The 20,334-nt window shown below is 71.4% G+C and carries 22 protein-coding genes and 2 riboswitches; of the genes, 13 read left to right on the forward strand and 9 right to left on the reverse strand.

What is annotated here, in order from left to right:
• Nucleotides 1-67 precede the first annotated feature (67 nt).
• Both OTB16_RS01280 and OTB16_RS01285 read right to left on the reverse strand, forming a co-directional pair.
• Nucleotides 68-802 carry an enhanced serine sensitivity protein SseB gene (locus OTB16_RS01280; protein WP_267717720.1) on the reverse strand — a complete coding sequence of 245 codons (735 nt, stop codon included), beginning with the start codon at nucleotides 800-802 and terminating at the stop codon, nucleotides 68-70.
• Nucleotides 803-966: 164 nt separating this feature from the next.
• Nucleotides 967-1,626 carry an AAA family ATPase gene (locus OTB16_RS01285; protein WP_383905278.1) on the reverse strand — a complete coding sequence of 220 codons (660 nt, stop codon included), beginning with the start codon at nucleotides 1,624-1,626 and terminating at the stop codon, nucleotides 967-969.
• A gap of 205 nt (nucleotides 1,627-1,831) precedes the next feature.
• A riboswitch (glycine riboswitch) is annotated at nucleotides 1,832-1,935 on the forward strand.
• Nucleotides 1,936-2,128: 193 nt separating this feature from the next.
• On the opposite strand from OTB16_RS01285, the gene gcvT reads away from it, so the two are divergent.
• The 6 genes from gcvT to OTB16_RS01315 all read left to right on the forward strand — a co-directional run bounded on the left by gcvT (nucleotide 2,129) and on the right by OTB16_RS01315 (nucleotide 8,128).
• Nucleotides 2,129-3,244, forward strand: coding sequence for a glycine cleavage system aminomethyltransferase GcvT (gene gcvT / locus OTB16_RS01290; RefSeq protein WP_267717721.1), 1,116 nt, complete (start codon nucleotides 2,129-2,131; stop codon nucleotides 3,242-3,244).
• Nucleotides 3,245-3,345: 101 nt separating this feature from the next.
• The gene (gene gcvH, locus OTB16_RS01295; protein WP_267717722.1) at nucleotides 3,346-3,729 is read left to right on the forward strand and encodes a glycine cleavage system protein GcvH; all 384 of its coding nucleotides are present in this window, start codon (nucleotides 3,346-3,348) and stop codon (nucleotides 3,727-3,729) included.
• A gap of 17 nt (nucleotides 3,730-3,746) precedes the next feature.
• Nucleotides 3,747-5,003, forward strand: coding sequence for a serine hydroxymethyltransferase (glyA, locus tag OTB16_RS01300; RefSeq protein ID WP_267717723.1), 1,257 nt, complete (start codon nucleotides 3,747-3,749; stop codon nucleotides 5,001-5,003).
• 320 nt (nucleotides 5,004-5,323) lie between these two features.
• Complete coding sequence (locus OTB16_RS01305; protein ID WP_267717724.1) at nucleotides 5,324-6,706, forward strand: L-serine ammonia-lyase; 1,383 nt, start codon at nucleotides 5,324-5,326, stop codon at nucleotides 6,704-6,706.
• Between the two features lie 358 nt (nucleotides 6,707-7,064).
• Entirely contained in the window at nucleotides 7,065-7,475 is a 411-nt protein-coding gene (locus OTB16_RS01310) for an SsgA family sporulation/cell division regulator (RefSeq protein ID WP_267717725.1), read from the forward strand.
• Between the two features lie 86 nt (nucleotides 7,476-7,561).
• Nucleotides 7,562-8,128, forward strand: a complete 567-nt coding sequence (locus tag OTB16_RS01315; protein WP_267717726.1) for an AMIN-like domain-containing (lipo)protein — start codon at nucleotides 7,562-7,564, stop codon at nucleotides 8,126-8,128.
• Between the two features lie 54 nt (nucleotides 8,129-8,182).
• Here OTB16_RS01315 and OTB16_RS01320 read toward each other — a convergent pair whose 3' ends face one another.
• A complete protein-coding gene (locus OTB16_RS01320; RefSeq protein ID WP_267717727.1) occupies nucleotides 8,183-8,914 on the reverse strand; it encodes a flavodoxin family protein in 732 nt (243 codons plus the stop codon).
• Between the two features lie 83 nt (nucleotides 8,915-8,997).
• A riboswitch (cobalamin riboswitch) is annotated at nucleotides 8,998-9,193 on the forward strand.
• A gap of 27 nt (nucleotides 9,194-9,220) precedes the next feature.
• On the opposite strand from OTB16_RS01320, the gene OTB16_RS01325 reads away from it, so the two are divergent.
• Genes OTB16_RS01325 through OTB16_RS01345 form a run of 5 tightly spaced genes read left to right on the forward strand, consistent with a single transcriptional unit; the run spans nucleotide 9,221 to nucleotide 12,457 of the window.
• Entirely contained in the window at nucleotides 9,221-9,919 is a 699-nt protein-coding gene (locus OTB16_RS01325; RefSeq protein WP_267717728.1) for an energy-coupling factor ABC transporter permease, read from the forward strand.
• Complete coding sequence (locus OTB16_RS01330) at nucleotides 9,916-10,263, forward strand: energy-coupling factor ABC transporter substrate-binding protein (protein ID WP_267717729.1); 348 nt, start codon at nucleotides 9,916-9,918, stop codon at nucleotides 10,261-10,263. Before OTB16_RS01325 ends, OTB16_RS01330 begins: the two co-directional genes overlap by 4 nt.
• 3 nt (nucleotides 10,264-10,266) lie before the next feature.
• On the forward strand, nucleotides 10,267-11,016 hold the full coding sequence (gene cbiQ / locus OTB16_RS01335; protein WP_267717731.1) for a cobalt ECF transporter T component CbiQ: 750 nt from the start codon (nucleotides 10,267-10,269) through the stop codon (nucleotides 11,014-11,016).
• Nucleotides 11,013-11,870, forward strand: a complete 858-nt coding sequence (locus OTB16_RS01340) for an ATP-binding cassette domain-containing protein (protein WP_267717732.1) — start codon at nucleotides 11,013-11,015, stop codon at nucleotides 11,868-11,870. The genes cbiQ and OTB16_RS01340 overlap by 4 nt, the downstream gene beginning before the upstream one ends.
• Nucleotides 11,871-11,899: 29 nt before the next feature.
• Nucleotides 11,900-12,457: a PadR family transcriptional regulator gene (locus OTB16_RS01345; protein ID WP_267717733.1), complete on the forward strand. Its 558-nt coding sequence runs from the start codon at nucleotides 11,900-11,902 to the stop codon at nucleotides 12,455-12,457.
• Between the two features lie 43 nt (nucleotides 12,458-12,500).
• Here the strand turns inward: OTB16_RS01345 and OTB16_RS01350 are convergent, their stop codons facing one another.
• Nucleotides 12,501-12,713: an EF-hand domain-containing protein gene (locus tag OTB16_RS01350; RefSeq protein ID WP_267717734.1), complete on the reverse strand. Its 213-nt coding sequence runs from the start codon at nucleotides 12,711-12,713 to the stop codon at nucleotides 12,501-12,503.
• A gap of 255 nt (nucleotides 12,714-12,968) precedes the next feature.
• Here OTB16_RS01350 and OTB16_RS01355 point away from each other — a divergent pair, with 255 nt between their 5' ends.
• Entirely contained in the window at nucleotides 12,969-13,733 is a 765-nt protein-coding gene (locus OTB16_RS01355) for a tRNA-dependent cyclodipeptide synthase (RefSeq protein WP_267717735.1), read from the forward strand.
• The gene (locus OTB16_RS01360; RefSeq protein WP_267717736.1) at nucleotides 13,714-14,955 is read left to right on the forward strand and encodes a cytochrome P450; all 1,242 of its coding nucleotides are present in this window, start codon (nucleotides 13,714-13,716) and stop codon (nucleotides 14,953-14,955) included. The genes OTB16_RS01355 and OTB16_RS01360 overlap by 20 nt, the downstream gene beginning before the upstream one ends.
• Nucleotides 14,956-15,058: 103 nt before the next feature.
• Here OTB16_RS01360 and OTB16_RS01365 read toward each other — a convergent pair whose 3' ends face one another.
• From OTB16_RS01365 to OTB16_RS01385, 5 genes are all read right to left on the reverse strand, one after another.
• On the reverse strand, nucleotides 15,059-16,246 hold the full coding sequence (locus tag OTB16_RS01365) for a YncE family protein (protein ID WP_267717737.1): 1,188 nt from the start codon (nucleotides 16,244-16,246) through the stop codon (nucleotides 15,059-15,061).
• Complete coding sequence (locus OTB16_RS01370; protein ID WP_267717738.1) at nucleotides 16,243-17,040, reverse strand: polysaccharide deacetylase family protein; 798 nt, start codon at nucleotides 17,038-17,040, stop codon at nucleotides 16,243-16,245. Before OTB16_RS01370 ends, OTB16_RS01365 begins: the two co-directional genes overlap by 4 nt.
• A gap of 370 nt (nucleotides 17,041-17,410) precedes the next feature.
• Nucleotides 17,411-17,914, reverse strand: a complete 504-nt coding sequence (locus OTB16_RS01375; RefSeq protein ID WP_267717739.1) for an ATP-binding protein — start codon at nucleotides 17,912-17,914, stop codon at nucleotides 17,411-17,413.
• A 243-nt stretch (nucleotides 17,915-18,157) separates the two neighbouring features.
• Nucleotides 18,158-18,925, reverse strand: a complete 768-nt coding sequence (locus tag OTB16_RS01380) for an enoyl-CoA hydratase/isomerase family protein (protein WP_267717740.1) — start codon at nucleotides 18,923-18,925, stop codon at nucleotides 18,158-18,160.
• Nucleotides 18,926-19,031: 106 nt separating this feature from the next.
• On the reverse strand, nucleotides 19,032-20,255 hold the full coding sequence (locus OTB16_RS01385) for a L,D-transpeptidase (protein WP_420717588.1): 1,224 nt from the start codon (nucleotides 20,253-20,255) through the stop codon (nucleotides 19,032-19,034).
• Between the last annotated feature and the right edge of the window lie 79 nt (nucleotides 20,256-20,334).

Here is a 20,334-nt window from a genome sequence, read left to right on the forward strand (position 1 = left end):
GTCCGCCCGTCGTGCACGCGTACCCGGGCCGCGCGTGCGGCCGGAGATGTGACCACCTTAAGCGGCCCTACGGGAGGTAGAAGGGGCGTACGCGCTCACGAATCCAGTCCGTGACCGGGTCCTCGGCGGCGTCCAGCAGGATCAACTGCACGGGCCACGGCGGTGGGACGCGGGTCAGGGCCCGGCCGAGGGCCTCCATCGGGGCGTTCTGCGTCCCGGGGTCCCATCCCACCAGCCGGACGCCGACGAACAGCTGCGGCTCCCCGCCCTCGACGCTGGCCAGGCAGCGGTACGCGGCCGTGACCGCGCCGGCCGCCCGGAACTCCTCCGCGGCGGCGGCCAGGAAGTCCACCGGGTCGTCCTGCCAGTCCGGCTCGTACAGCCGGACGCGGCCGCCGGACGCGGACCCGTCCAGGGGGCTGCGTCCGATCCGGCACAGCTCCGCGACGGCGGGCGGTGGCAGGGGGACGCCGACGGCTCCCTCGGGATTCACGGCGATGCCGAGCTGCGGGGGCAGGCCGCGGGCGAACTCGACGGCGGGGGCGACGGCGAAGTCCATGGCGGGGCCGGCGCAATAGCGGAACTGCGCCTCGGAGCTGTAGACGGGGACGTAGGCCGCCCCGGCGATGTCCATGGTCGGCAGGGACAGGCTCGCCGCGTCGGGGGCCCCGCCCGCGGGCAGCGGCACCCACACCCGGCTGCGCCCGAGCACCTCGAGGATCCGCGCCCCCGCGTCCGGCAGTCCCAGCGCCGCTCCGAGCACCTGCTCCAGTTCGTTCTCCGGCCAGCCGCTGCCCTGCATGTTCCCCTGCCTCCGTGTGGTCCCCGCCGCGTCTCGTGCCGAGGCTATCCGCTGCCGGGCCGCGGGCCGCCTCCGGTCCCCCGGAGACGCCGGGCCGCGGGGACGCCGGTCCCCCGGGGACGCCGGGCCGCGGGGACGCCGGACCGCGGGGACGCCGGACCGCCTCAGCCGGGGAACGCGATCCGCGTCACCGCCGCCGCCGAGCGGCGGTCCAGGAGCGTCGCCGAGGCGCAGCCCGCGGGCGGGTGCCCGGCCTCCGCGTCGCGCAGCAGGCGGGCCACCGCGCCCCGGTGCCGGGAGAAGGCGTACGCCGACACGCGCCGGCCGCGCGCCGCCTGCCCGGAGAGGGCCTCCTCGGGGCTGCTGTCCAGGAACAGCAGGTGCAGCTCGCGGCCCCGGTGGCGGGCGGCCGCCGCGAGCAGGCCGCGCACCCAGCTCTGGGTGCCGCAGTCGTGGACGACCACCGAGGCGCCGGAGCGCAGGACGCGCCACAGCCCCCAGTAGTGGGCGGCGCGGACCAGCGGCCGGTAGGCGCCGTACGGGAGGAACGCCGGCATCCGGCGCTCCCAGCGCTCGCGGGTGTCCTGGGAGTCGACGGACCCGCCCTCGGCGGCCGCCCTCTTGATCAGCGTGCTCTTGCCGCCGCCGGGCAGCCCGGACACGACGACGATGTCCCCGGCCGCGAAGCCGAGCCGCTGGGGCCCGCGCACCGCCGGGCCGCGCAGGTCCCGTACGGCGCCGGGGGCGGCCTCGGACGCCGCCCGGCGGACGCGCGGGCCGCGCTGCTCCGGCACCGCGTCCACGGTTCCCGTCGTCGTCGCCACTACTCCGAATCTCCGCACAGTGATCGCCTCCCCCGAATCGGGTCGCAAAGACCCTTGCCCACTGAGTGTAAAGAGACGGTAATCCGGGACCGGCGGTTCCGGTCCGGACCTCCGCGAACGCCGCGGTCTTTCGGGCCCGCCCGCCCGATCACGCGCACGGCGTGCAATGATGTGCGCCATCTGGACCAACTGCATACCGGCCGCTTGAATCCGCGCGGGAGAGTCCCGGCACGCCGCAAGGCCGTGCGCGGGCGCCGAAGGAGCAAGAACCTCCCTTGAATCTCTCAGGCCCCGTACCGCGTGGATGAGGCAGATCTGAAAAGCGAGCCGCGCCGCCGCCCGTGAGGCCGGGGCGCGCGCTCCACCCAAGGTGCAAGTCGGGAATCCCGCCGGATCGGAAGATCGGGGGAACTCTCGGCGAACCTCTCAGGTTCCGATGACAGATGGGGAGGAACGTCCTCGTCATGTCATGTCGATGCCCTGGGACCCGGGAGTCACACCCATGAGCTCTGCCCCCCGTCTGACCGCCCTCGATGCGCTGCACCGTTCCCTCGGTGCCACCATGACCGATTTCGCGGGCTGGGACATGCCGCTGCGGTACGCGAGCGAGCGCGACGAGCACAACGCCGTACGCACCAGGGCCGGTCTCTTCGACCTGTCCCACATGGGCGAGATCACCCTGACCGGCCCGGAGGCCGTCAAGGTCCTCGACTACGCGCTGGTCGGCAACATCTCCACCGTCGGCGTCGGCCGCGCCCGCTACACGCACATCTGCCAGGCGGACGGCGGCATCGTCGACGACCTGATCGTCTACCGGCTGGGCGAGACCGAGTTCATGGTCGTCGCCAACGCCTCCAACGCCCAGGTCGTCCTGGACGCGATCACCGAGCGCGCCGCCGGCTTCGACGCCGAGGTCCGCGACGACCGCGACGCGTACGCGCTGATCGCCGTCCAGGGCCCGGAGTCCCCCGGCATCCTGAAGTCCCTGACCGACGCCGACCTGGACGGGCTGAAGTACTACGCCGGCCTGCCGGGCACCGTCGCGGGCGTGCCCGCGCTGATCGCCCGTACCGGCTACACCGGCGAGGACGGCTTCGAGCTGTTCGTCTCCCCCGGGCACGCCGTGGAGCTGTGGCAGGCCCTGACGAAGGCGGGCGAGGGCGTCGGCCTGGTCCCGGCGGGCCTGTCCTGCCGCGACACGCTGCGCCTGGAGGCGGGCATGCCGCTGTACGGGCACGAGCTGACGACCTCCCTCACCCCGTTCGACGCGGGCCTGGGCCGGGTCGTGAAGTTCGAGAAGGAGGGGGACTTCGTCGGCCGTGCCGCGCTGGAGGCCGCCGCCGAGCGCGCCGCCTCGAACCCGCCGCGCAAGCTGGTCGGCCTGATCGCCGAGGGCCGCCGCGTCCCGCGCGCCGGTTTCCCGGTCGTCGCCGGCGGCGAGGTCGTCGGCGAGGTCACCTCGGGCGCCCCGTCCCCGACGCTGGGCAAGCCGATCGCCATGGCGTACGTGGACGCGGCGCACGCCGCGCCCGGCACCTCCGGCGTCGGCGTCGACATTCGCGGTACGCATGAGCCGTACGAGGTCGTGGCCCTGCCGTTCTACAAGCGGCGGAAGTAGTCCTTCTCCAGGCCTCAGCCGTACGGTCAGCCGTGCGGCCCTGTCTCGGTACCCGAGACCACTGTTCGTTCCCACTCCCCCGCATCCAGGAGAATCAGGCCATGAGCAACCCCCAGCAGCTGCGTTACAGCAAGGAGCACGAGTGGCTGTCGGTCGCCGAGGACGGCGTCTCGACGGTCGGCATCACGGAGTTCGCGGCCAACGCGCTCGGTGACGTCGTCTACGCCCAGCTCCCCCCGGTGGGCGACACGGTGACCGCGGGCGAGACCTGCGGGGAGCTGGAGTCGACCAAGTCGGTCAGCGACCTGTACTCCCCCGTCTCCGGCGAGATCGTCGAGTTCAACCAGGACGTCGTGGACGACCCGGCGCTCGTGAACACGGCCCCGTTCGAGGGCGGCTGGCTGTTCAAGGTGCGCGTCGCGGAGGAGCCGGGCGACCTGCTCTCCGCCGAGGAGTACGCCGCGCTCACCCACTCCGACAACTGACACCCCAGGGGATCTTGATGTCTGTGCTGAACACCCCGCTCCACGAGCTCGACCCGGACGTCGCCGCCGCCGTCGACGCCGAGCTCGTACGCCAGCAGTCGACCCTGGAAATGATCGCGTCGGAGAACTTCGCTCCGGTCGCCGTCATGGAGGCCCAGGGCTCGGTCCTGACCAACAAGTACGCCGAGGGCTACCCGGGCCGCCGCTACTACGGCGGCTGCGAGCACGTCGACGTGGTCGAGCAGATCGCCATCGACCGCGTCAAGGCGCTGTTCGGCGCCGAGGCCGCCAACGTCCAGCCGCACTCCGGCGCGCAGGCGAACGCCGCCGCGATGTTCGCGCTGATCAAGCCGGGCGACACGATCATGGGCCTGAACCTGGCCCACGGCGGTCACCTGACCCACGGCATGAAGATCAACTTCTCCGGCAAGCTCTACAACGTGGTCCCGTACCACGTCGACGAGACCGGTCAGGTGGACATGGCCGAGGTCGAGCGCCTCGCCAAGGAGTCCAAGCCGCAGCTGATCGTCGCGGGCTGGTCCGCCTACCCGCGCCACCTGGACTTCGCAGCCTTCCGCCGCATCGCGGACGAGGTCGGCGCGTACCTGATGGTCGACATGGCGCACTTCGCGGGCCTGGTCGCCGCGGGTCTGCACCCGAACCCGGTGCCGCACGCCCACATCGTCACGACCACCACGCACAAGACCCTCGGCGGTCCCCGCGGCGGTGTCATCCTGTCGACGCAGGAGCTGGCCAAGAAGATCAACTCCGCGGTCTTCCCGGGCCAGCAGGGCGGCCCGCTGGAGCACGTGATCGCGGCCAAGGCCGTCTCCTTCAAGGTCGCGGCTTCGGAGGACTTCAAGGAGCGCCAGGTGCGCACCCTGGAGGGCGCGAAGATCATCGCCGAGCGCCTGGTGCAGACCGACGTCACCGAGGCCGGCGTGTCCGTCCTCTCCGGCGGTACGGACGTCCACCTGGTCCTCGTCGACCTGCGCAACTCCGAGCTGGACGGCCAGCAGGCCGAGGACCGGCTCCACGAGGTCGGCATCACGGTCAACCGGAACGCCATCCCGAACGACCCGCGGCCGCCGATGGTGACCTCGGGCCTGCGGATCGGCACGCCGGCCCTGGCCACGCGCGGCTTCGACGCCGAGGCCTTCACCGAGGTCGCCGAGATCATCGCCTCCGCGCTGAAGCCGGCGTACGACAGCGAGGACCTGAAGGCGCGCGTCTCCGCGCTCGCCGCGAAGTTCCCGCTGTACCCCTCGCTCTAGCACCACCCGGGAGCGATCCGGAAGGGCCCGGTCCTGCCTGTGCTCGCCTGCGCACAGGGCCGGGCCCTTCTCATGACCACATGCCCGGGCGGGCCGGCCGGCCGGGGCCGGACCCGCTCCCGTACGCCGTCCTGCGGGGCCACGGCCCCGCAGGACGGCGTACGGGAGCGTGAACCGGCCCACACCTGACGGCCACCCCTCCGGCCGGTCCGGCAGACGAATCGTTCATGTGTACGCGTTACGCTCGTCTGCCGGACAAAATCCGCCCAATCGCACTTCCTGCCCCCTCCCACCCCACGAGCAGACAAGGGAGTCCGCCAGTGGCCATCTCCGTATTCGACCTCTTCTCCATCGGCATCGGCCCGTCCTCCTCCCACACGGTCGGCCCCATGCGGGCGGCCCGCATGTTCGTGACCCGGCTCAAGAAGGACGGCGTCCTCGCCCAGACCGCGTCCGTGCGCGCCGAGCTGTTCGGCTCGCTCGGCGCGACCGGCCACGGCCACGGCACCCCCAAAGCGGTGCTCCTGGGCCTGGAGGGGCACTCCCCCCGCACGGTGAACGTGGAGACGGCCGACGCGGAGGTCGAGCGGATCCGGCAGTCGGGGCGGCTGCGGCTGCTCGGCGCGGAAATAGGAGATGCCCACGAGATCGCCTTCGACGAGCCGAACCAGCTGATCCTGCACCGCCGGCGCTCGCTGCCGTACCACGCGAACGGCATGACCCTCTTCGCGTACGACACCGCCGGCACCCCGCTGCTGGAGAAGACGTACTACTCGGTCGGCGGCGGCTTCGTCGTGGACGAGGACGCGGTCGGCGAGGACCGGATCAAGCTCGACGACACGGTCCTGAAGTACCCCTTCCGCTCCGGCGACGAGATGCTCCGCCTGGCGAACGAGACCGGCCTGTCGATCTCGTCCCTGATGCTGGAGAACGAGAAAACCTGGCGCACCGAGGACGAGATCCGCGAGGGCCTGCTGGAGATCTGGCGCGTCATGCAGTCCTGCGTCGCGCGCGGCATGTCCCGCGAGGGCATCCTCCCGGGCGGCCTGCGGGTCAAGCGCCGGGCCGCCTCCACCGCGCGCCAGCTGCGCACCGAGGGCGACCCGATGCTGCACCGCAGCGAGTGGGCGACGATCTACGCGATGGCGGTCAACGAGGAGAACGCGGCGGGCGGCCGGGTCGTGACGGCCCCGACCAACGGCGCGGCCGGGGTCCTGCCGGCGGTCCTGCACTACTACATGAACTTCGTGCCGGGCGCGGACGAGGACGGCGTGGTCCGCTTCCTCCTCGCGGCGGGCGCGATCGGCATGCTGTTCAAGGAGAACGCCTCGATCTCCGGCGCCGAGGTCGGCTGCCAGGGCGAGGTCGGCTCGGCCTGCTCGATGGCGGCGGGCGCCCTGGCGGAGGTCATGGGCGGCACTCCGGAGCAGGTGGAGAACGCGGCCGAGATCGGCATGGAGCACAACCTGGGCCTGACCTGCGACCCGGTCGGCGGCCTGGTGCAGATCCCGTGCATCGAGCGCAACGGCATGGCGGCGGTCAAGGCGGTCACGGCGGCCAGGATGGCGCTGCGCGGCGACGGCACGCACAAGGTCTCCCTCGACAAGGTCATCAAGACCATGAAGGAGACGGGCGCGGACATGAAGGTCAAGTACAAGGAAACGGCCCGCGGCGGCCTGGCGGTCAACGTCATCGAGTGCTGAGCACCGTCCGGCCCGGCGCGACCGGGGGCGGGGTCCCTTGTCGCAGAAACGGGCGCGGACGGCCCGTTTTCCGGAGAGAAACGATCTCCGGCAGGACTTGATCACGCCCTCTTCCCGGGCGTCGCCCAGGCCGGCAACGGCGCCGTAGCCGCCCGCGCCCCGGGCCCGTCCTCCCCCCGGAGGACGGGCCCGGCCGTGTTTCCCGTACGGGCTCCCCGCGCGCCCGGGCCCCGTACGGGGAAGTCGGGTCCAGCGGCCCTGCCGTACGGGACCTTCGGCACGGGGCGGCGGGCGGGGCGGTGGGCTAGTTTGCCCGGAGGGGTTGCGAACCCCCCACGCCGACCGAGAGGGGCGCCCCATGGCCACCACCACCGAACAGCGCGTCCTTCCGCTCCGGCTGGAGGCCTCGCCTGTCTCCCTCCCGGTGCACGGGGCCTTCACGTACCGCTCCGACCGGCCGTACGAGGTGGCCGTGGACCTCCAGGGCGGGGGCGCCCACCTGGCGCGCTGGGTGTTCGCCCGCGACCTGCTGCTCGACGGGGAGTCCTGCGCCACCGGCGAGGGCGACATACAGGTCTGGCCGCGCTGGAAGGGCAGCGAGCCGCGGGTCTTCCTGGCCTTCAGCAACGGCGCGAAGAGCTGCGTGTTCTCCGCCCGTGCCAAGGACGTGCGCGGGCTGTGCCGCCGCCTGACCCAGCTGGTCCCGCGCGGCCTGGAGCACCGGCACTACGACCTGGACGCGGAGCTGGACGCGCTGCTGCCCGGCTGACACCCGGCCCCGGGAACCGCCGCCGTCCGGTGCGTGTCCTTAGCGGTGACAGCGCAGTCCCCGTCTCCGGAGAATCGGGGGACGTCATGAACGACGTCACGAACCGCCCGCGTCCACGTCCATCTCACCGTCTGCCCCTGCCGTCCCTGCGGCGCCGCCGCCGGCAGCTCGTGGCCCTGGCCACCGGCGCCCTGCTCACCGCCGGCCTCGCCCTCGCCGCACCGGCCTCGGCCGCCCAGGCCGCCGCCCGCACCCAGACGCCGCTCGTCGTCAATGCCCGCTGGGGCGGTCACTGCACGTTCGACCGGCTCGTCATCGACCTCCAGGGGTACGTCCCCGGGGTCACCGTCACGCCCGTGCCGAAGCTCTACTACGACGGGTCCGGCAAGCCCGTACCGCTGGCCGGCAAGTACTTCCTGGAAGTCCGCCTGAACCCCGCCGCCGGTCACGACGACGCGGGGCAGAACGTCTACCAGGGCCCGCGCCTGCAGAAGATCTACCTCAGCAAGCTCAAGGGCATCGCCATGACCGGCGACTACGAGGGGTACGTGACCTTCGGCGCCGCCTTCGACACCAAGCCCGCCTACTCCACCAGCGTCCTGCACTCGCCCGAGCGGCTGGTCCTGGACATCGCGCACCCCAACGTGTGCTGACCGGGCCGGGGGTCCGGGACGGCGCCGCGCCGTCCCGGGCCCCCGCCGCGTTCCTCAGCGGTGCTCGGGGTTGGGGAAGTCGAACCGGCAGCCCGCGTCCCACAGCGAGCGCTGGTTCCCGTGGGCCGGCATGCCGCCCGCCCGCTTGAGCAGGGCGGCCAGGTGCATCAGGTTCCAGGACATGAAGGTGGTGTTCCGGTTGGTGAAGTCGTTCTCGGGGCCGCCGGAGCCCGGGTCCAGGTAGGAGGGCCCGGGCCCGGCCTCGCCGATCCAGCCCGCGTCGGCCTGCGGCGGGATCGCGTAGCCCAGGTGCTGGAGGCTGTAGAGGACGTTCATGGCGCAGTGCTTGACGCCGTCCTCGTTGCCGGTGATCAGCGCGCCGCCGACGCGCCCGTAGTACGCGTACTGCCCCTGCTCGTTCAGCAGGGAGGAGCAGGCGTAGAGCCGCTCGATGACCCGCTTCATCACGGAGCTGTTGTCACCGAGCCAGATCGGCCCGCACAGCACGAGGATGTCGGCGTCCATGATCTGGCTGTAGAGGACCGGCCACTGGTCGCTCTCCCAGCCGTGCTCGGTCATGTCCGGCCAGACCCCGGTCGCGATGTCGTGGTCGACGGCGCGGATGACCGAGGTGCGGGCGCCGGCCGCCTCCATGACGGCGCGGCTCCTGGCGATCAGGCCGTCGGTGTTGCTGGTCTCGGGTGATCGCTTGAGCGTGCAGTTCACGTAGACGGCGGACAGGCCCGAATAGTCGGGCGGGGTCGCGGTTTCATCGTCGGCAGCCACGTTCCCACCCTGTCCGGGCACCGGCCGGAGCGCCACCGGACGGCACCCGCGAGGGGCGGGTTGTGGCCGGTCCGCGCGGCCGACTAGGGTCATCGGGCCTTGGTGTTCGGGAAACCGGTGAAAAACCGGTGCGGCCCTCGCCACTGTGATCGGGAAGTCCGGCTCCACTCCTACGGGAAGCCACTGGGCGTCGCGCGGGTGACCGCTCGGCCCCGGGAAGGCGGAGCCCGGGCATCAGCACCCGTGAGCCAGGAGACCGGCCGAGGCGCGTCGTCCATCCACGAGGTGCTGGAGAGGTCTCTACTCATGCATATAGCCGAGGGGTTTCTGCCCCCCTTGCACGCGGTCGCCTGGGGCGCCGCGTCCGCTCCCTTCGTCCTACACGGGGTCCGCGCCCTGACCCGCGAGGTCAAGGCCAACCCGGAGAGCACGCTGCTGCTCGGTGCGGCCGGAGCGTTCACGTTCGTCCTGTCCGCCCTGAAGATCCCCTCGGTGACGGGCAGCTGCTCCCACCCCACCGGAACGGGGCTCGGAGCGATCCTCTTCCGGCCGCCGGTCATGGCGGTGCTGGGGACGATCACCCTGCTGTTCCAGGCCCTGCTGCTGGCGCACGGCGGACTCACCACCCTCGGCGCGAACGTCTTCTCGATGGCCGTCGCCGGGCCGTGGGCCGGGTACGCCGTCTACCGCCTGCTGCGCGGGACCCGCGCCCCGCTGATGGTGGCCGTGTTCTTCGGCGCCTTCTTCGCCGACCTGGTCACCTACTGCGTGACCTCCGTCCAGCTGGCGCTGGCCTTCCCCGACCAGGCCACCGGCTTCACCGGCTCGCTCGTGAAGTTCGGTGAGATCTTCGCACTGACCCAGATCCCGCTCGCGGTCAGCGAGGGCCTGCTGACCGTGCTCGTCGTACGGCTGCTGATGCAGTCCAGCAAGTCGGACCTGATCCGGCTCGGCGTCGCGAAGCTCACGTCCGGCAAGGCCAACCAGGAGGCGACCGTCCGATGAGCCGGAACGCGAAGATCAACACCCTGCTGCTGCTCCTGGTCGCGGCGCTGGCCGTGCTCCCGCTGGCACTGGGACTGGGCGAGGGCAAGGAGGAGCCGTTCACCGGCGCCGACGCGCAGGCGGAGACGGCCATCGCCGAGCTGAAGCCGGACTACGAGCCGTGGTTCTCCCCGCTGTACGAACCCCCCTCCGGGGACATCGAGTCGGCGCTGTTCGCCCTCCAGGCGGCACTCGGCGCGGGCGTGCTCGCGTACTACTTCGGCATCCGCAAGGGGCGCCGCCAGGGCGCCGCGGCAGCGGGCGCTCCCGGTGCCGTAGCGCCCGACGCCTCCGCGCAGTCGTAGGCGGTGCTGCCGATCGACGCGGCGGCGCACAGCAGTCGCTGGCGCCGCCGCCATCCGCTGGAGAAGGCGGTACTGGGAGTCGGCCTGACGGTCACGGCGGTGTGCCTGCCGCCGTGGCCCGGCGGGCCGATCGTCGCCGCGGCGACCCTCGCCCTGCTGCTGGGCCCCGCCGGGGTGGCGGGCCGGCAGCTGTGGCGGGCCTTCCGGATCCCGCTGGGCTTCTGCTTCACCGGGGCGCTGCCGCTGCTGTTCTCCGTCGGCGGCCCGGCGGGGTTCGTCGCTATGGCCCCCGACGGCCCCCGGCACGCGGCCGAGCTGCTGCTGCGGACCTCCGCGGCCTCGCTCGGGGTGCTGCTGTTCGCCTTCACCACCCCCGTCTCGGACGTGCTGCCGCGGCTGGTCCGGGCCGGGGTGCCGGCCCCGGTCGTGGACGTGGCCCTGGTCATGTACCGGATCGGCTTCCTGCTCCTCGACTCCCTGGCCCGCGTACGCCAGGCCCAGGCGGCCCGCCTCGGGAACACCGGGCGGGCGGCGGCGTGGCGTTCGGTCGCCGGGCTCGCCGCGACCTCGTTCGTACGCGCCTTCGACCGCGCCGCGCGGCTCCAGTCGGGCCTGGCCGGGCGGGGCTACGACGGCACGCTGCGGGTGCTGGTGCCCGAGACGGCGCTGTCCCGGCGGTTCCTGGCCGGGACGGCCGCCCTGCTCGCCTCCCTGGTCGCCGTGACCCTCGTACTGAAGGAGCTGTACCTGTGAAGCCGCTGGTGGAACTGGCCGGCGCGGGCTACGCGTACGAGGACGGCCCCGAGGTGCTGTCCGGCGTGGACTTCGCGATCCCCGAGGGCCGCGCCCTGGTGCTGCTGGGGCGCAACGGCTCCGGCAAGACGACGCTGATGCGCCTGCTGAGCGGTGGCCTGCGGCCGGGCTCGGGCGCGCTGCTGCTGGACGGTGTGGAGGTGGCGTACGGCCGCGCCGGGCTGACCCGGCTGCGGACCTCGGTCCAGCTGGTGGTGCAGGACCCGGACGACCAGCTGTTCGCGGCCTCCGTCGAGCAGGACGTGTCGTTCGGTCCGATGAACCTCGGCCTGCCGGAGCCCGAGGTCCGCGCCCGGGTCGACGCAGCCCTCTCGGCCCTGGACATCACGGCACTGCGGGACCGCCCGACGCACCTGCTCTCGTACGGGCAGCGCAAGCGGGCGGCGATAGCGGGGGCGGTGGCGATGGCCCCGCGCGTCCTGATCCTGGACGAGCCGACGGCCGGGCTGGACCCGGACGGGCAACAGCGGCTGCTGGACGTCCTGTCGGGGCTGCGGGCCGCGGGCACCACGGTCGTCATGGCCACCCACGACGTGGAGCTGGCGGTCCGCTGGGCCGACGACGCGGCGGTCCTGACCCCGGCGGGCATCCGCACGGGCCCGGCTCCGGTGCTCCTCTCGGATCCGGAGCTGCTGGCGTCGGCGGGACTGCGCCAGGCCTGGTCCCCGGCGGTGACGGCGTTCCTGCGCGCGCGGGGCCTGCTCGGTTCGGACTCCCCCGGCCCGCGGGTCCCGGAGGAGCTGGCCGGCTGGCCGGCGGGGACCGGGCGGGCGGGGTCCGCTCGGGGGGCGTGACGGCAGCGGAGCAAACCTAGGATGGCGCCATGTCCCTGCCGCACGCCATCCTCACCGCCCTGCTCGAGAAGCCCTCGTCCGGGCTGGAGCTGACCCGGCGGTTCGACAGGTCGATCGGGTACTTCTGGTCGGCGACGCACCAGCAGATCTACCGCGAGCTGGGCCGGCTGGAGGAGTCCGGGCTGATCCGGGAGCTGCCCAGCGAGGTGCCCGTACGGGGGCAGAAGAAGGAGTACGAGGTGCTGCCCGCCGGCGGCGCGGAGCTGGCGCGGTGGGTCCGCGAGAGCCAGGACCCGAAGCCGATGCGCGACCCCCTGCTGTTGCGGATCCGGGCGGCGGGGGTCGTCGGGCCGCAGGGGCTCGGCCCCGAGCTGCGGCGCCACCTGGAGCTGCACCGGCGGCAGTTGGAGCAGTACGGGGCCATCGAGGAGAAGGACTTCCCGCCGGGGCGGGACGCGGTCGAGGACCGGCTGCGCCGGCTCGTCCTGCACGGCGGGATCGCCCTGGAGACGTTCTGGCTGACCTGGCTGGAGGAGGCCCTGGCCGAGGTCGGGGACATGGAGGGCTCCCCCGGTCCCGGGAACTGACGACGCCCCGGCCCCGGCAGGCGGGGCGGGGGCGCGCGGCGGGCTACTTGTTCAGGGAGGCCCAGAACTCGTCGAAGCTCATCAGGCCGTCGCGGTTCGCGTCCTTGGAGGCGAGCACGGCGTCGGCGACCGCGCCGGTGACGTACGCGTCGCCCATCGCCTTCATGGCGGCGCTGTACTCGTCGGCCGTGACGAATCCGTCACCGTTCACGTCGAACTTGTCGAACGTCGCCCGTGCGCTCTCGATGTCGGCCACTGGGTCCACCCCTTCTTCGTGCTTGTTGACCGGCTCAGGGTAGCCGCCCCCGGGAGGCGTCTTCGCCGGGGGTCCCGTTCGAGCGGCAGACAGATATCCAAATTACTCTTCCGTCATACGGAAGTGAGAATTCTGGCCAAGAAATCCGGCCCGCACTTGTCACGCTCCGGGATTACGGCATAACGTACTGACATTGCCGCCACACCGGGAGCGCAGGGCTCCCAGGGACAAGCGGCAACAAGGGCGATCACACAGGTGACGATCACAGCTGACGCATCATTCGAAGTTCTGCCCTTCACCCGCACCTGCCGCCATATCTGGGAAGACGGCGACCATGTGCTCATCGGAGTGAGTCCGGGAAACAGCTACTTCAGCTCCGAGCGCATCACAAGTCTCGCCCAGTGGGCCACGACCCGCTTCGCACAGGTCGACTTCGTCTACGCAGACCTGCATGTCGACCGCATGTTCGCTGCCTTCGGCTATACGGAGGAACATGCGGAGAAGCGCGCCGCGAAGGAAATCAAGGCGGTCCGGCGGCGGATTCTCAAAGGCGTGGAAGAATCAGGGCCTCCGCAAGCCGAAATCCGCGTGAGGGCACTTTCCGAGTTCCAGTCGAACCCCGTGTACCAACTCCTGCACCGACGCGTCCTGCATTTCCTGGAGACCGACGACGAATTCCGAAAGGGCTGCGAGAAGATGGCCCTTCACTTCGTCGGCTCCAAGTTGCCGGAAGGTGAATCAATCACAGACGCACAGTTGCAGGTCTGTTTCGATTACATGGCGGCCGAGCTGCCGTTCTTCGTGGACACCCCGAGCATTCTCGACGTGCCGTCCTCCGTGGCGGCCTACCACGTCAAGATGCCGCTGACCGATGTCCTCTTCGCCCGCGGCGGAGGCCTGCGCGCGACCCGCAACCAGGCCTATGCCGTCGTACGCCCCGAGGCCAAGGCTGCCGCGGGCCCGGCGCCGCGGCACACCGCACCAACCGAGAGGATCACCGATGAGCGTCGAGCAGCTTGAGGGCCGGGAGAGCCGGGAGCACGAGCCGCTCCTCGACTTCCCGCTCTCACGGCGCGGTGACGTGCTCCCCCAGGAGTGCGCGTGGCTGCGCGAGAAGGCTCCCGTCGCCCGGGTCCGTACCCTCACCGGGGACCCGGCCTGGCTGGTGAGCAGCTACGCGCTGGCCAAGCAGGTGCTGGAGGACGAGAGGTTCAGCCTCAAGGACACGGCCAACGCCGGCGTCCCGCGCCAGTACGCGCTGACGATCCCGCCCGAGGTCGTCGACAACATGGGCAACATCAACAGCGCGGGCCTGCGCAACGCCGTGATGAAGGCGCTCAACCCGCGCCAGAAGGGGCTCCAGGACTGGCTGCGCGCCACGGCCGGCGAGCTCGTCGACATGCTGGTCGACGAGGGCGGCCCGGCCGACCTCCGGGCGGGGTTCGCCGACCCCTTCTCGGCGGCGCTCCACGCCAAGGTGCTCGGGGTCCCCTTCGAGGACTGGCGCCGGCTGATGTCGGGGCTGGACGTCGCGTTCATGACCGCTCGCGAACCGTTCGCCGACTCGGCGCTCAACTGGTACAAGGACGTCGGCTACTTCGTCGAGCAGCTGAAGGTACAGCTCGCGCTGCCGTCCGAGGAGCGTACGGGGCTCCTCGGCAGGTTCGCCGATCTGAAGGAGGCGGACCCGGAGTCGGCGCACCTGACCGACGACATGTTCGCGACCGTCGCCGTCTCGCTCTTCGGGGCGGGCGCGGTCTCCACCTCCGCCTTCCTGGTGCTCGCGGTCCTCGCGCTGATCCAGCGGCCCGAGCTGATCGGGTACCTGCGCGCGCACCCCGAGCGGCTGGGCGGGGCCGTGGACGAACTGCTGCGCTGGAACCTGTCGGTCGGTGACGGCCTGCCGCGCCTGGCCATGGCGGACGTACAGGTCGGCGACGTCCTGGTGAAGGAGGGCGAGCTGGTGCTCGTCCTGCTGGAGGGCGCCAACTTCGATCCGGAGGCCTTCGAGAACCCGGACGTGCTGGACCTGGAGCGCGAGAGCGCGAACCCCAACCTCGCCTTCGGCGCGGGCCGGCACTTCTGCCCGGCCTCCGCGCTGGGCCGGGCACACGCCGAGATCGCGCTGGAGGTGCTGGTCGAGCGGCTGCCCGAGCTGCGCCTCGCGGTGCCGGCGGAGAACCTCGTCTGGCGTACGGGCTTCATCAAGCGGCTGCCCGAGCGGCTGCCGGTCGCCTGGTAGCGGAGCGCCGCCCGTCGGCGGACGGGCGGAAGGCGGTGTCCCGGGAGCTGTGCGAGCTTCCGGGGCACCGCCGCGTCCGCACGTCGCGGCCGGTCCGGTCGGCTCAGCGGAAGACGCCGGTGTGGCCGAGCGAGTACCGGCCGGGCTGCGGGTACACGGCGAGCCCGTGCGGGCCGCCGCCCACCGGGATGCGGGCGAGCTGCTTGCCGGTCACGGTGTCGATCGCGTACACCTCGGAGTTGTAGCGGCCCGACAGCCACAGCACCTTGCCGTCCGCGGAGACGCCTCCCATGTCGGGGCTGCCGCCGTCGGGGAGCTCCCACTTCTTGGTCAGCTTGTTCTGCGGGAAGTCGAACACCGAGATGGTCCCCTCGCCGCGGTTGGGGATGTACATCTCCTTGGAGTCACGGCTGATGTACAGGCCGTGGCAGCCCTTTCCGGTCGGCAGCAGCTTCGGCGTCTCGAACTTGTCCCCGCTGAGCACCCAGACGCCGTGCGCCATCATGTCCGCGACGTAGAAGGTCTTCCCGTCCGGCGAGACCTTGACGTCCTGCGGCATCGCACCCTCGAACGGAAGTTTCTGCTGGGCGATGACCTCCATCTTCTCCGTGTCGACCTTGAGGAGTTCGCCGGAGAACTCACAACTCACGATGAAGTAGCGGCCGTCCGCGGAAAAGTCCGCGTGATTGACGCCGAAACAGGTCACTGGGACGGTTTTTACGCGGTCCATCGTGTGCGGATCACGGAAGACCAGCTCTTTGTCGAGCGAGGCCATGACGATCGCGTACTTGCCGTTCGGCGTGAAGTAGAGGTTGTACGGGTCGTGCACCTCGACCGGCTTTCCGGCCTCGCCCGTGGCGGGGTTGATCGGGGTGAGCGTGTGGCCCCGGTTGTTGTTGACCCAGAGGGTCTTCATGTCCCAGGACGGGACCACGTGCTGCGGCTGGACACCGACCGGGATGGTGTCGATGACCTGGTACGTCGCCGGGTCGATGACGGACACCGTGTTGGAGTTGGTGTTCGGCACGTAGACGCGGGACGGGAAGTCCTTGACCACCGGGGAGAGCATGCCCGGCCGGTCCGCCGCGTAGACGTCGTTCGGGTCGAGGACCGGGGGCATGCCGGGCAGGCCCGGTGGGGCGGCCGGGACGGCTCTGGCGGGTTTGGCCGGGGCCTTGGAGCCGAGGGCCTCGGCGGGCCCCTTCTCGGCGGACCCGCAGCCGGCGAGGGCGGCGAGGACCAGACCGGCCAGCAGCACGGTGGCCTTCCGGGGAAGGCGGATGGTGGTCATGGGGTCAGCAGCTCCGTGGTGGTCACCGCGCTCAGCTTGCGGCGCGCGAGTTCTTCGAGGAGGGGCGGCATCGCGGCGACCGTGTCCGCGTAGCCGAAGTGCAGGCTCACCACCGATCCGGCGTGGATCGTCCCGGTGACGTTGCGGATGACGGCCGCGGCGCCGGGCGAGGTGAAGTCGAGGGAGTCCACGTCGTACGACAGGACGTGGGGGTAGCCGGCCCGCTGGGCCAGCTTCTGGACGAGCGGGGTGGCGTACCGGGTCTGGGAGGGGCGGAACCAGGTGCCGATCGAGCCGGTGAGCCGCTTGAGGCGCTGGGCGCAGCCGGTGATCTCGGCGTACGCCTCCGCCTCGGCCATGTCGTTGATCGCGAGGTGGCGCTGGGTGTGGTTGCCGAGTTCGTGGCCTCCGTCGAGGATCCGGCGGGCCATGTCCGGGTGGGCGTCGAGCCAGCCGCCGATCGCCAGTACGGTGACCCGCGCGCCGACGCGTTCCGCCTCGGCCAGCACCGCCCGGCCGGTGGCCGGGTCCCCGTTCCCGTGGAAGGTGAGGGCGACCCGGGGGCGGTCGCGGGGGCCGTGGCCGATCTCGACGGGCCGGCCCGCGAACCGGCGCGGGGCGCCGGCCGCGGCCGGCCTGGCGGGTTGGGCGGGCCCCGGGGGCGGGGGCTGGGCGGCGGGCGCGGCGCTGGGGCGGTCCGATCCGCACGCGGTGGCGAGTCCGGCCACCGCGGCTCCGACCGCCCCGAGACCGGCCGCGTGCAGGGCCGCGCGGCGGCCTGGATATGAGAGCACTTGCCCATTTAAGGGGTGGATGACCCGGAAGGTAATGATTGACCCAATTAGGGACGTTCACCCGACCGGGTCCGAGGGGAGTCCTGTCCGCTATTCGATCAACGATTCACCCAGAGCGGTCGATACTTATTCACTAATTACGAGGTGAGTGGCCCAGCTCACCTAAGATTTAGCTAGAAAGTCTTACTATTTGCACACTTATGTCCGAGTAGAGACTTTTGGCGTTTGGGCCCTCGTCTGCCATAGTCGGAATCACGGCTTCCCGTTGACCCGAGTGAAGTCTCGACGCCGAGGATCACACCCCCTTCGATCCTCGGCGCACCCATGAAGCCCCCACGCCCACCATGGCGAGCCGGGGGCTTCGGGCGTTCTAGCGGTCGGCCACCCGCATCTCGAACCAGGTGATCTTCCCGCGGGGCAGCAGGTCCGCGCCCCAGCGGTCGGAGAGCTTGTCGACGAGGAACAGCCCGCGGCCGGTGGCGTCCAGCTCGTGCACCGGCATCAGGCAGGGCAGTCCGCGCGAGGGGTCGCGCACCTCCACCCGGATCCAGCCGCGCCGCCGCACCATGCGTAAGCCGAAGGAGCGCGCCCCGGTGTGCCGGACCGCGTTGCCGACGAGCTCCGAGACCAGCAGGACGGCGTGCTCGGCGATCTGCGGCGAGAGCCCCCACATGCGGATCACCACGCACCGGGTCAGCCGGCGGGCCGCGCCCGCGGACTGCGGCATGGACGGCAGCGTCACTTCCGCCTCGGCCGGATTCCCGTGCGACTCCAGTGCCCTGAGGCCCTGTTCGTCCTCGAGCGCCGCCGTGAGCCGCACGGCCGAAGCGCTGCCGCGCTGCCGCGGCTGTTCCACACCCTCCAGGCCCGCCATGCCCCCATGATGGACGGCCGGCCTCCCCCTCCGGGCCGTTCCACAGGAATACACCCCCCGGAATAGTGGATTCCGAAGGGGCGCCCTGTCATATGCATTTGGCAAGCGGAGTCTTTTGACACCCATTCTGACCTGTGATGACGCATCACACAGGAGTGATCACAGGGAGTTGATCACCCATTCCCCTTAAGGCTGCCTTAAGGCCTGGCTAATCCACCCACAAGGAGGACCGGACGGGTTCGCTCAGACGAACTTCGCCTTGCCCGGGCCCTCTTCGACGAAGCTGCGCATACCGCGCTCGCGGTCCTCGGTGGCGAACAGGCCCGCGAACCAGGTGCGTTCGATGGTCAGGCCGGTGTCGATGTCGGCCTCCAGGCCCGCGTCCACGCACTCCTTGGCGGCGCGCAGCGCGAGGGCCGGACCACGCGCCAGCCTGGCCGCCCAGGCGTGCGCCTGCTCGTAGACCTCGGCGGCGGGGACGACCCGGTCGACCAGGCCCAGGGAGAGCGCCTCGTCGGCCTTGACCATCCGGCCGGTGAAGATCAGGTCCTTGGCCCTGGACGGGCCTACCAGCCGGGACAGCCGCTGGGTGCCGCCGGCGCCGGGGATCAGGCCGAGCAGGATCTCGGGCTGGCCGAGCTTGGCGTTGTCGGCGGCGATCCGGTAGTCGGCGCAGAGCGCCAGCTCGCAACCGCCGCCCAGCGCGTAGCCGGTGACGGCCGCGACGACCGGCTTGGGAATGCGGGCCACCGCGGTGAAGGCTTCCTGGAGCCCACGGGACCGGGCGACCATCGCCGCGTGGTCCATCGTCTGCATCTCCTTGATGTCCGCGCCCGCCGCGAACACCTTCTCGCCGCCGTAGAGGATGACCGCGCGGACGTCGGCGCGGTCGGTGGCCTCCAGCGCGAGCTCGCGCAGCCGGTCCTGGGTGGCGATGTCCAGGGCGTTCATGGGCGGGCGGTCCATGCGGATGGTGCCGACGCCTTCGGAGACTTCGAGAGAGAGGGTCATACGGGCCAGGTTAGCGGCGGTTAACGGGAAGCGGCCCGGTGCTGTGGGTCACAGCACCGGGCCGCCCGGGACTACCTGGAACGCGCGGCGCGCGCCGCGCGGGCTCCTACTTGATCCACTCCGCCCAGTCCATGTTCCAGCCGTTGAGGCCGTTGTCCGGGGCGATCTGCTTGTCCTTGGAGTTCTTCACGACGACCACGTCGCCGATCAGCGACTCGTTGAAGAACCAGGCGGCGGGCTGGTTGCCGTCTCCGGCGCCGCGGACGTCCTTCAGTCCGATGCAGCCGTGGCTGACGTTCTCCGAGCCGAAGGTGCCGGACGAGGCCCAGTAGTTGCCGTGGACGAAGGTGCCCGAGTTCGACAGCCGCATCGCGTGCGGGACGTCGGAGATGTCGTACTCGCCGCCGAAGCCGACGGTGGCGCCGTTCATCCGGGTCACCTTGTACTTCTCGCTGATGACCATCTGGCCGTTGTACGTGGTGGTCGACGGCGCGCCCGCGGTGATCGGGACGTTCTTGAGGACCTGCCCGTCGCGGACGACCTCCATGGTGTACGCGCTCGCGTCGACCGTGGAGACCTGCGAGCGGCCGACCTTGAAGGTGACCGTACGGGTCTGCTTGCCGTAGACGCCCGGGCGGCCTTCGACTCCGTCGAGGGCGAGCTTCACCGTGACGGTCGTGCCCGCGGCCCAGTACTTCTCGGGGCGGAAGTCGAGGCGGTCGTTGCCGAACCAGTGGCCCTCGATCGGCACGGACGGCTCGGCCGTCACGGTGACGGCCTTCTCGACGGCCTCGGGGTTGGTGATCCCGCGGGAGAAGCTGATCGACACCGGCATGCCCACGCCGACGGTCGAGCCGTCCTCGGGCGTGTACTGGCCGATGAAGGTGTTCGCCGGGGTCAGGGTGGTGAAGGTGGTGTCCTTGGCGGACTCGCGGCCCGCCTCGTCCTTGGCCACCGCGTGCACCTTGTACTCGGTCGCGGAGGCAAGGTGGCGGCTCGGCTCCCAGCTCGCGCCGTCCGCGCCGATCGTGCCGTCCACCGCGTTGCCCTTGGTGTCGGCGACCGTCACCGTGGCGAGCTTGCCGCCCGCGCTGGTTATCTTCAGGACGCCGCTGGTGGCGACTTCCTTGGCCCCGTCGTCCGGCTTGACGGTCACCACGGCCTTGGACGCCTCGGTACCCGTCTTCGCTCCGCCACCGCTGTTGTCGTCACCGCTCCCGCCGGCGCCGCCGGCGCCGCCGCTGCACGCGGTGGTGAACAGCAGGGCCGCCCCCAGCAGAAGGGCCGGCAGGCCGGTGCGGACGCGGCCGCGTATCGGCTGCAGGTTCACTCGTGTTCTCCCCATGTCCCCCGCGCACGGGCAGTCGCGCGCTTGTCGACAGGTAATCACATGGGGTAATCACGAAAAG

It is taken from the genome of Streptomyces antarcticus (genome assembly GCF_026627255.1).
Lineage (GTDB): Bacteria > Actinomycetota > Actinomycetes > Streptomycetales > Streptomycetaceae > Streptomyces > Streptomyces antarcticus.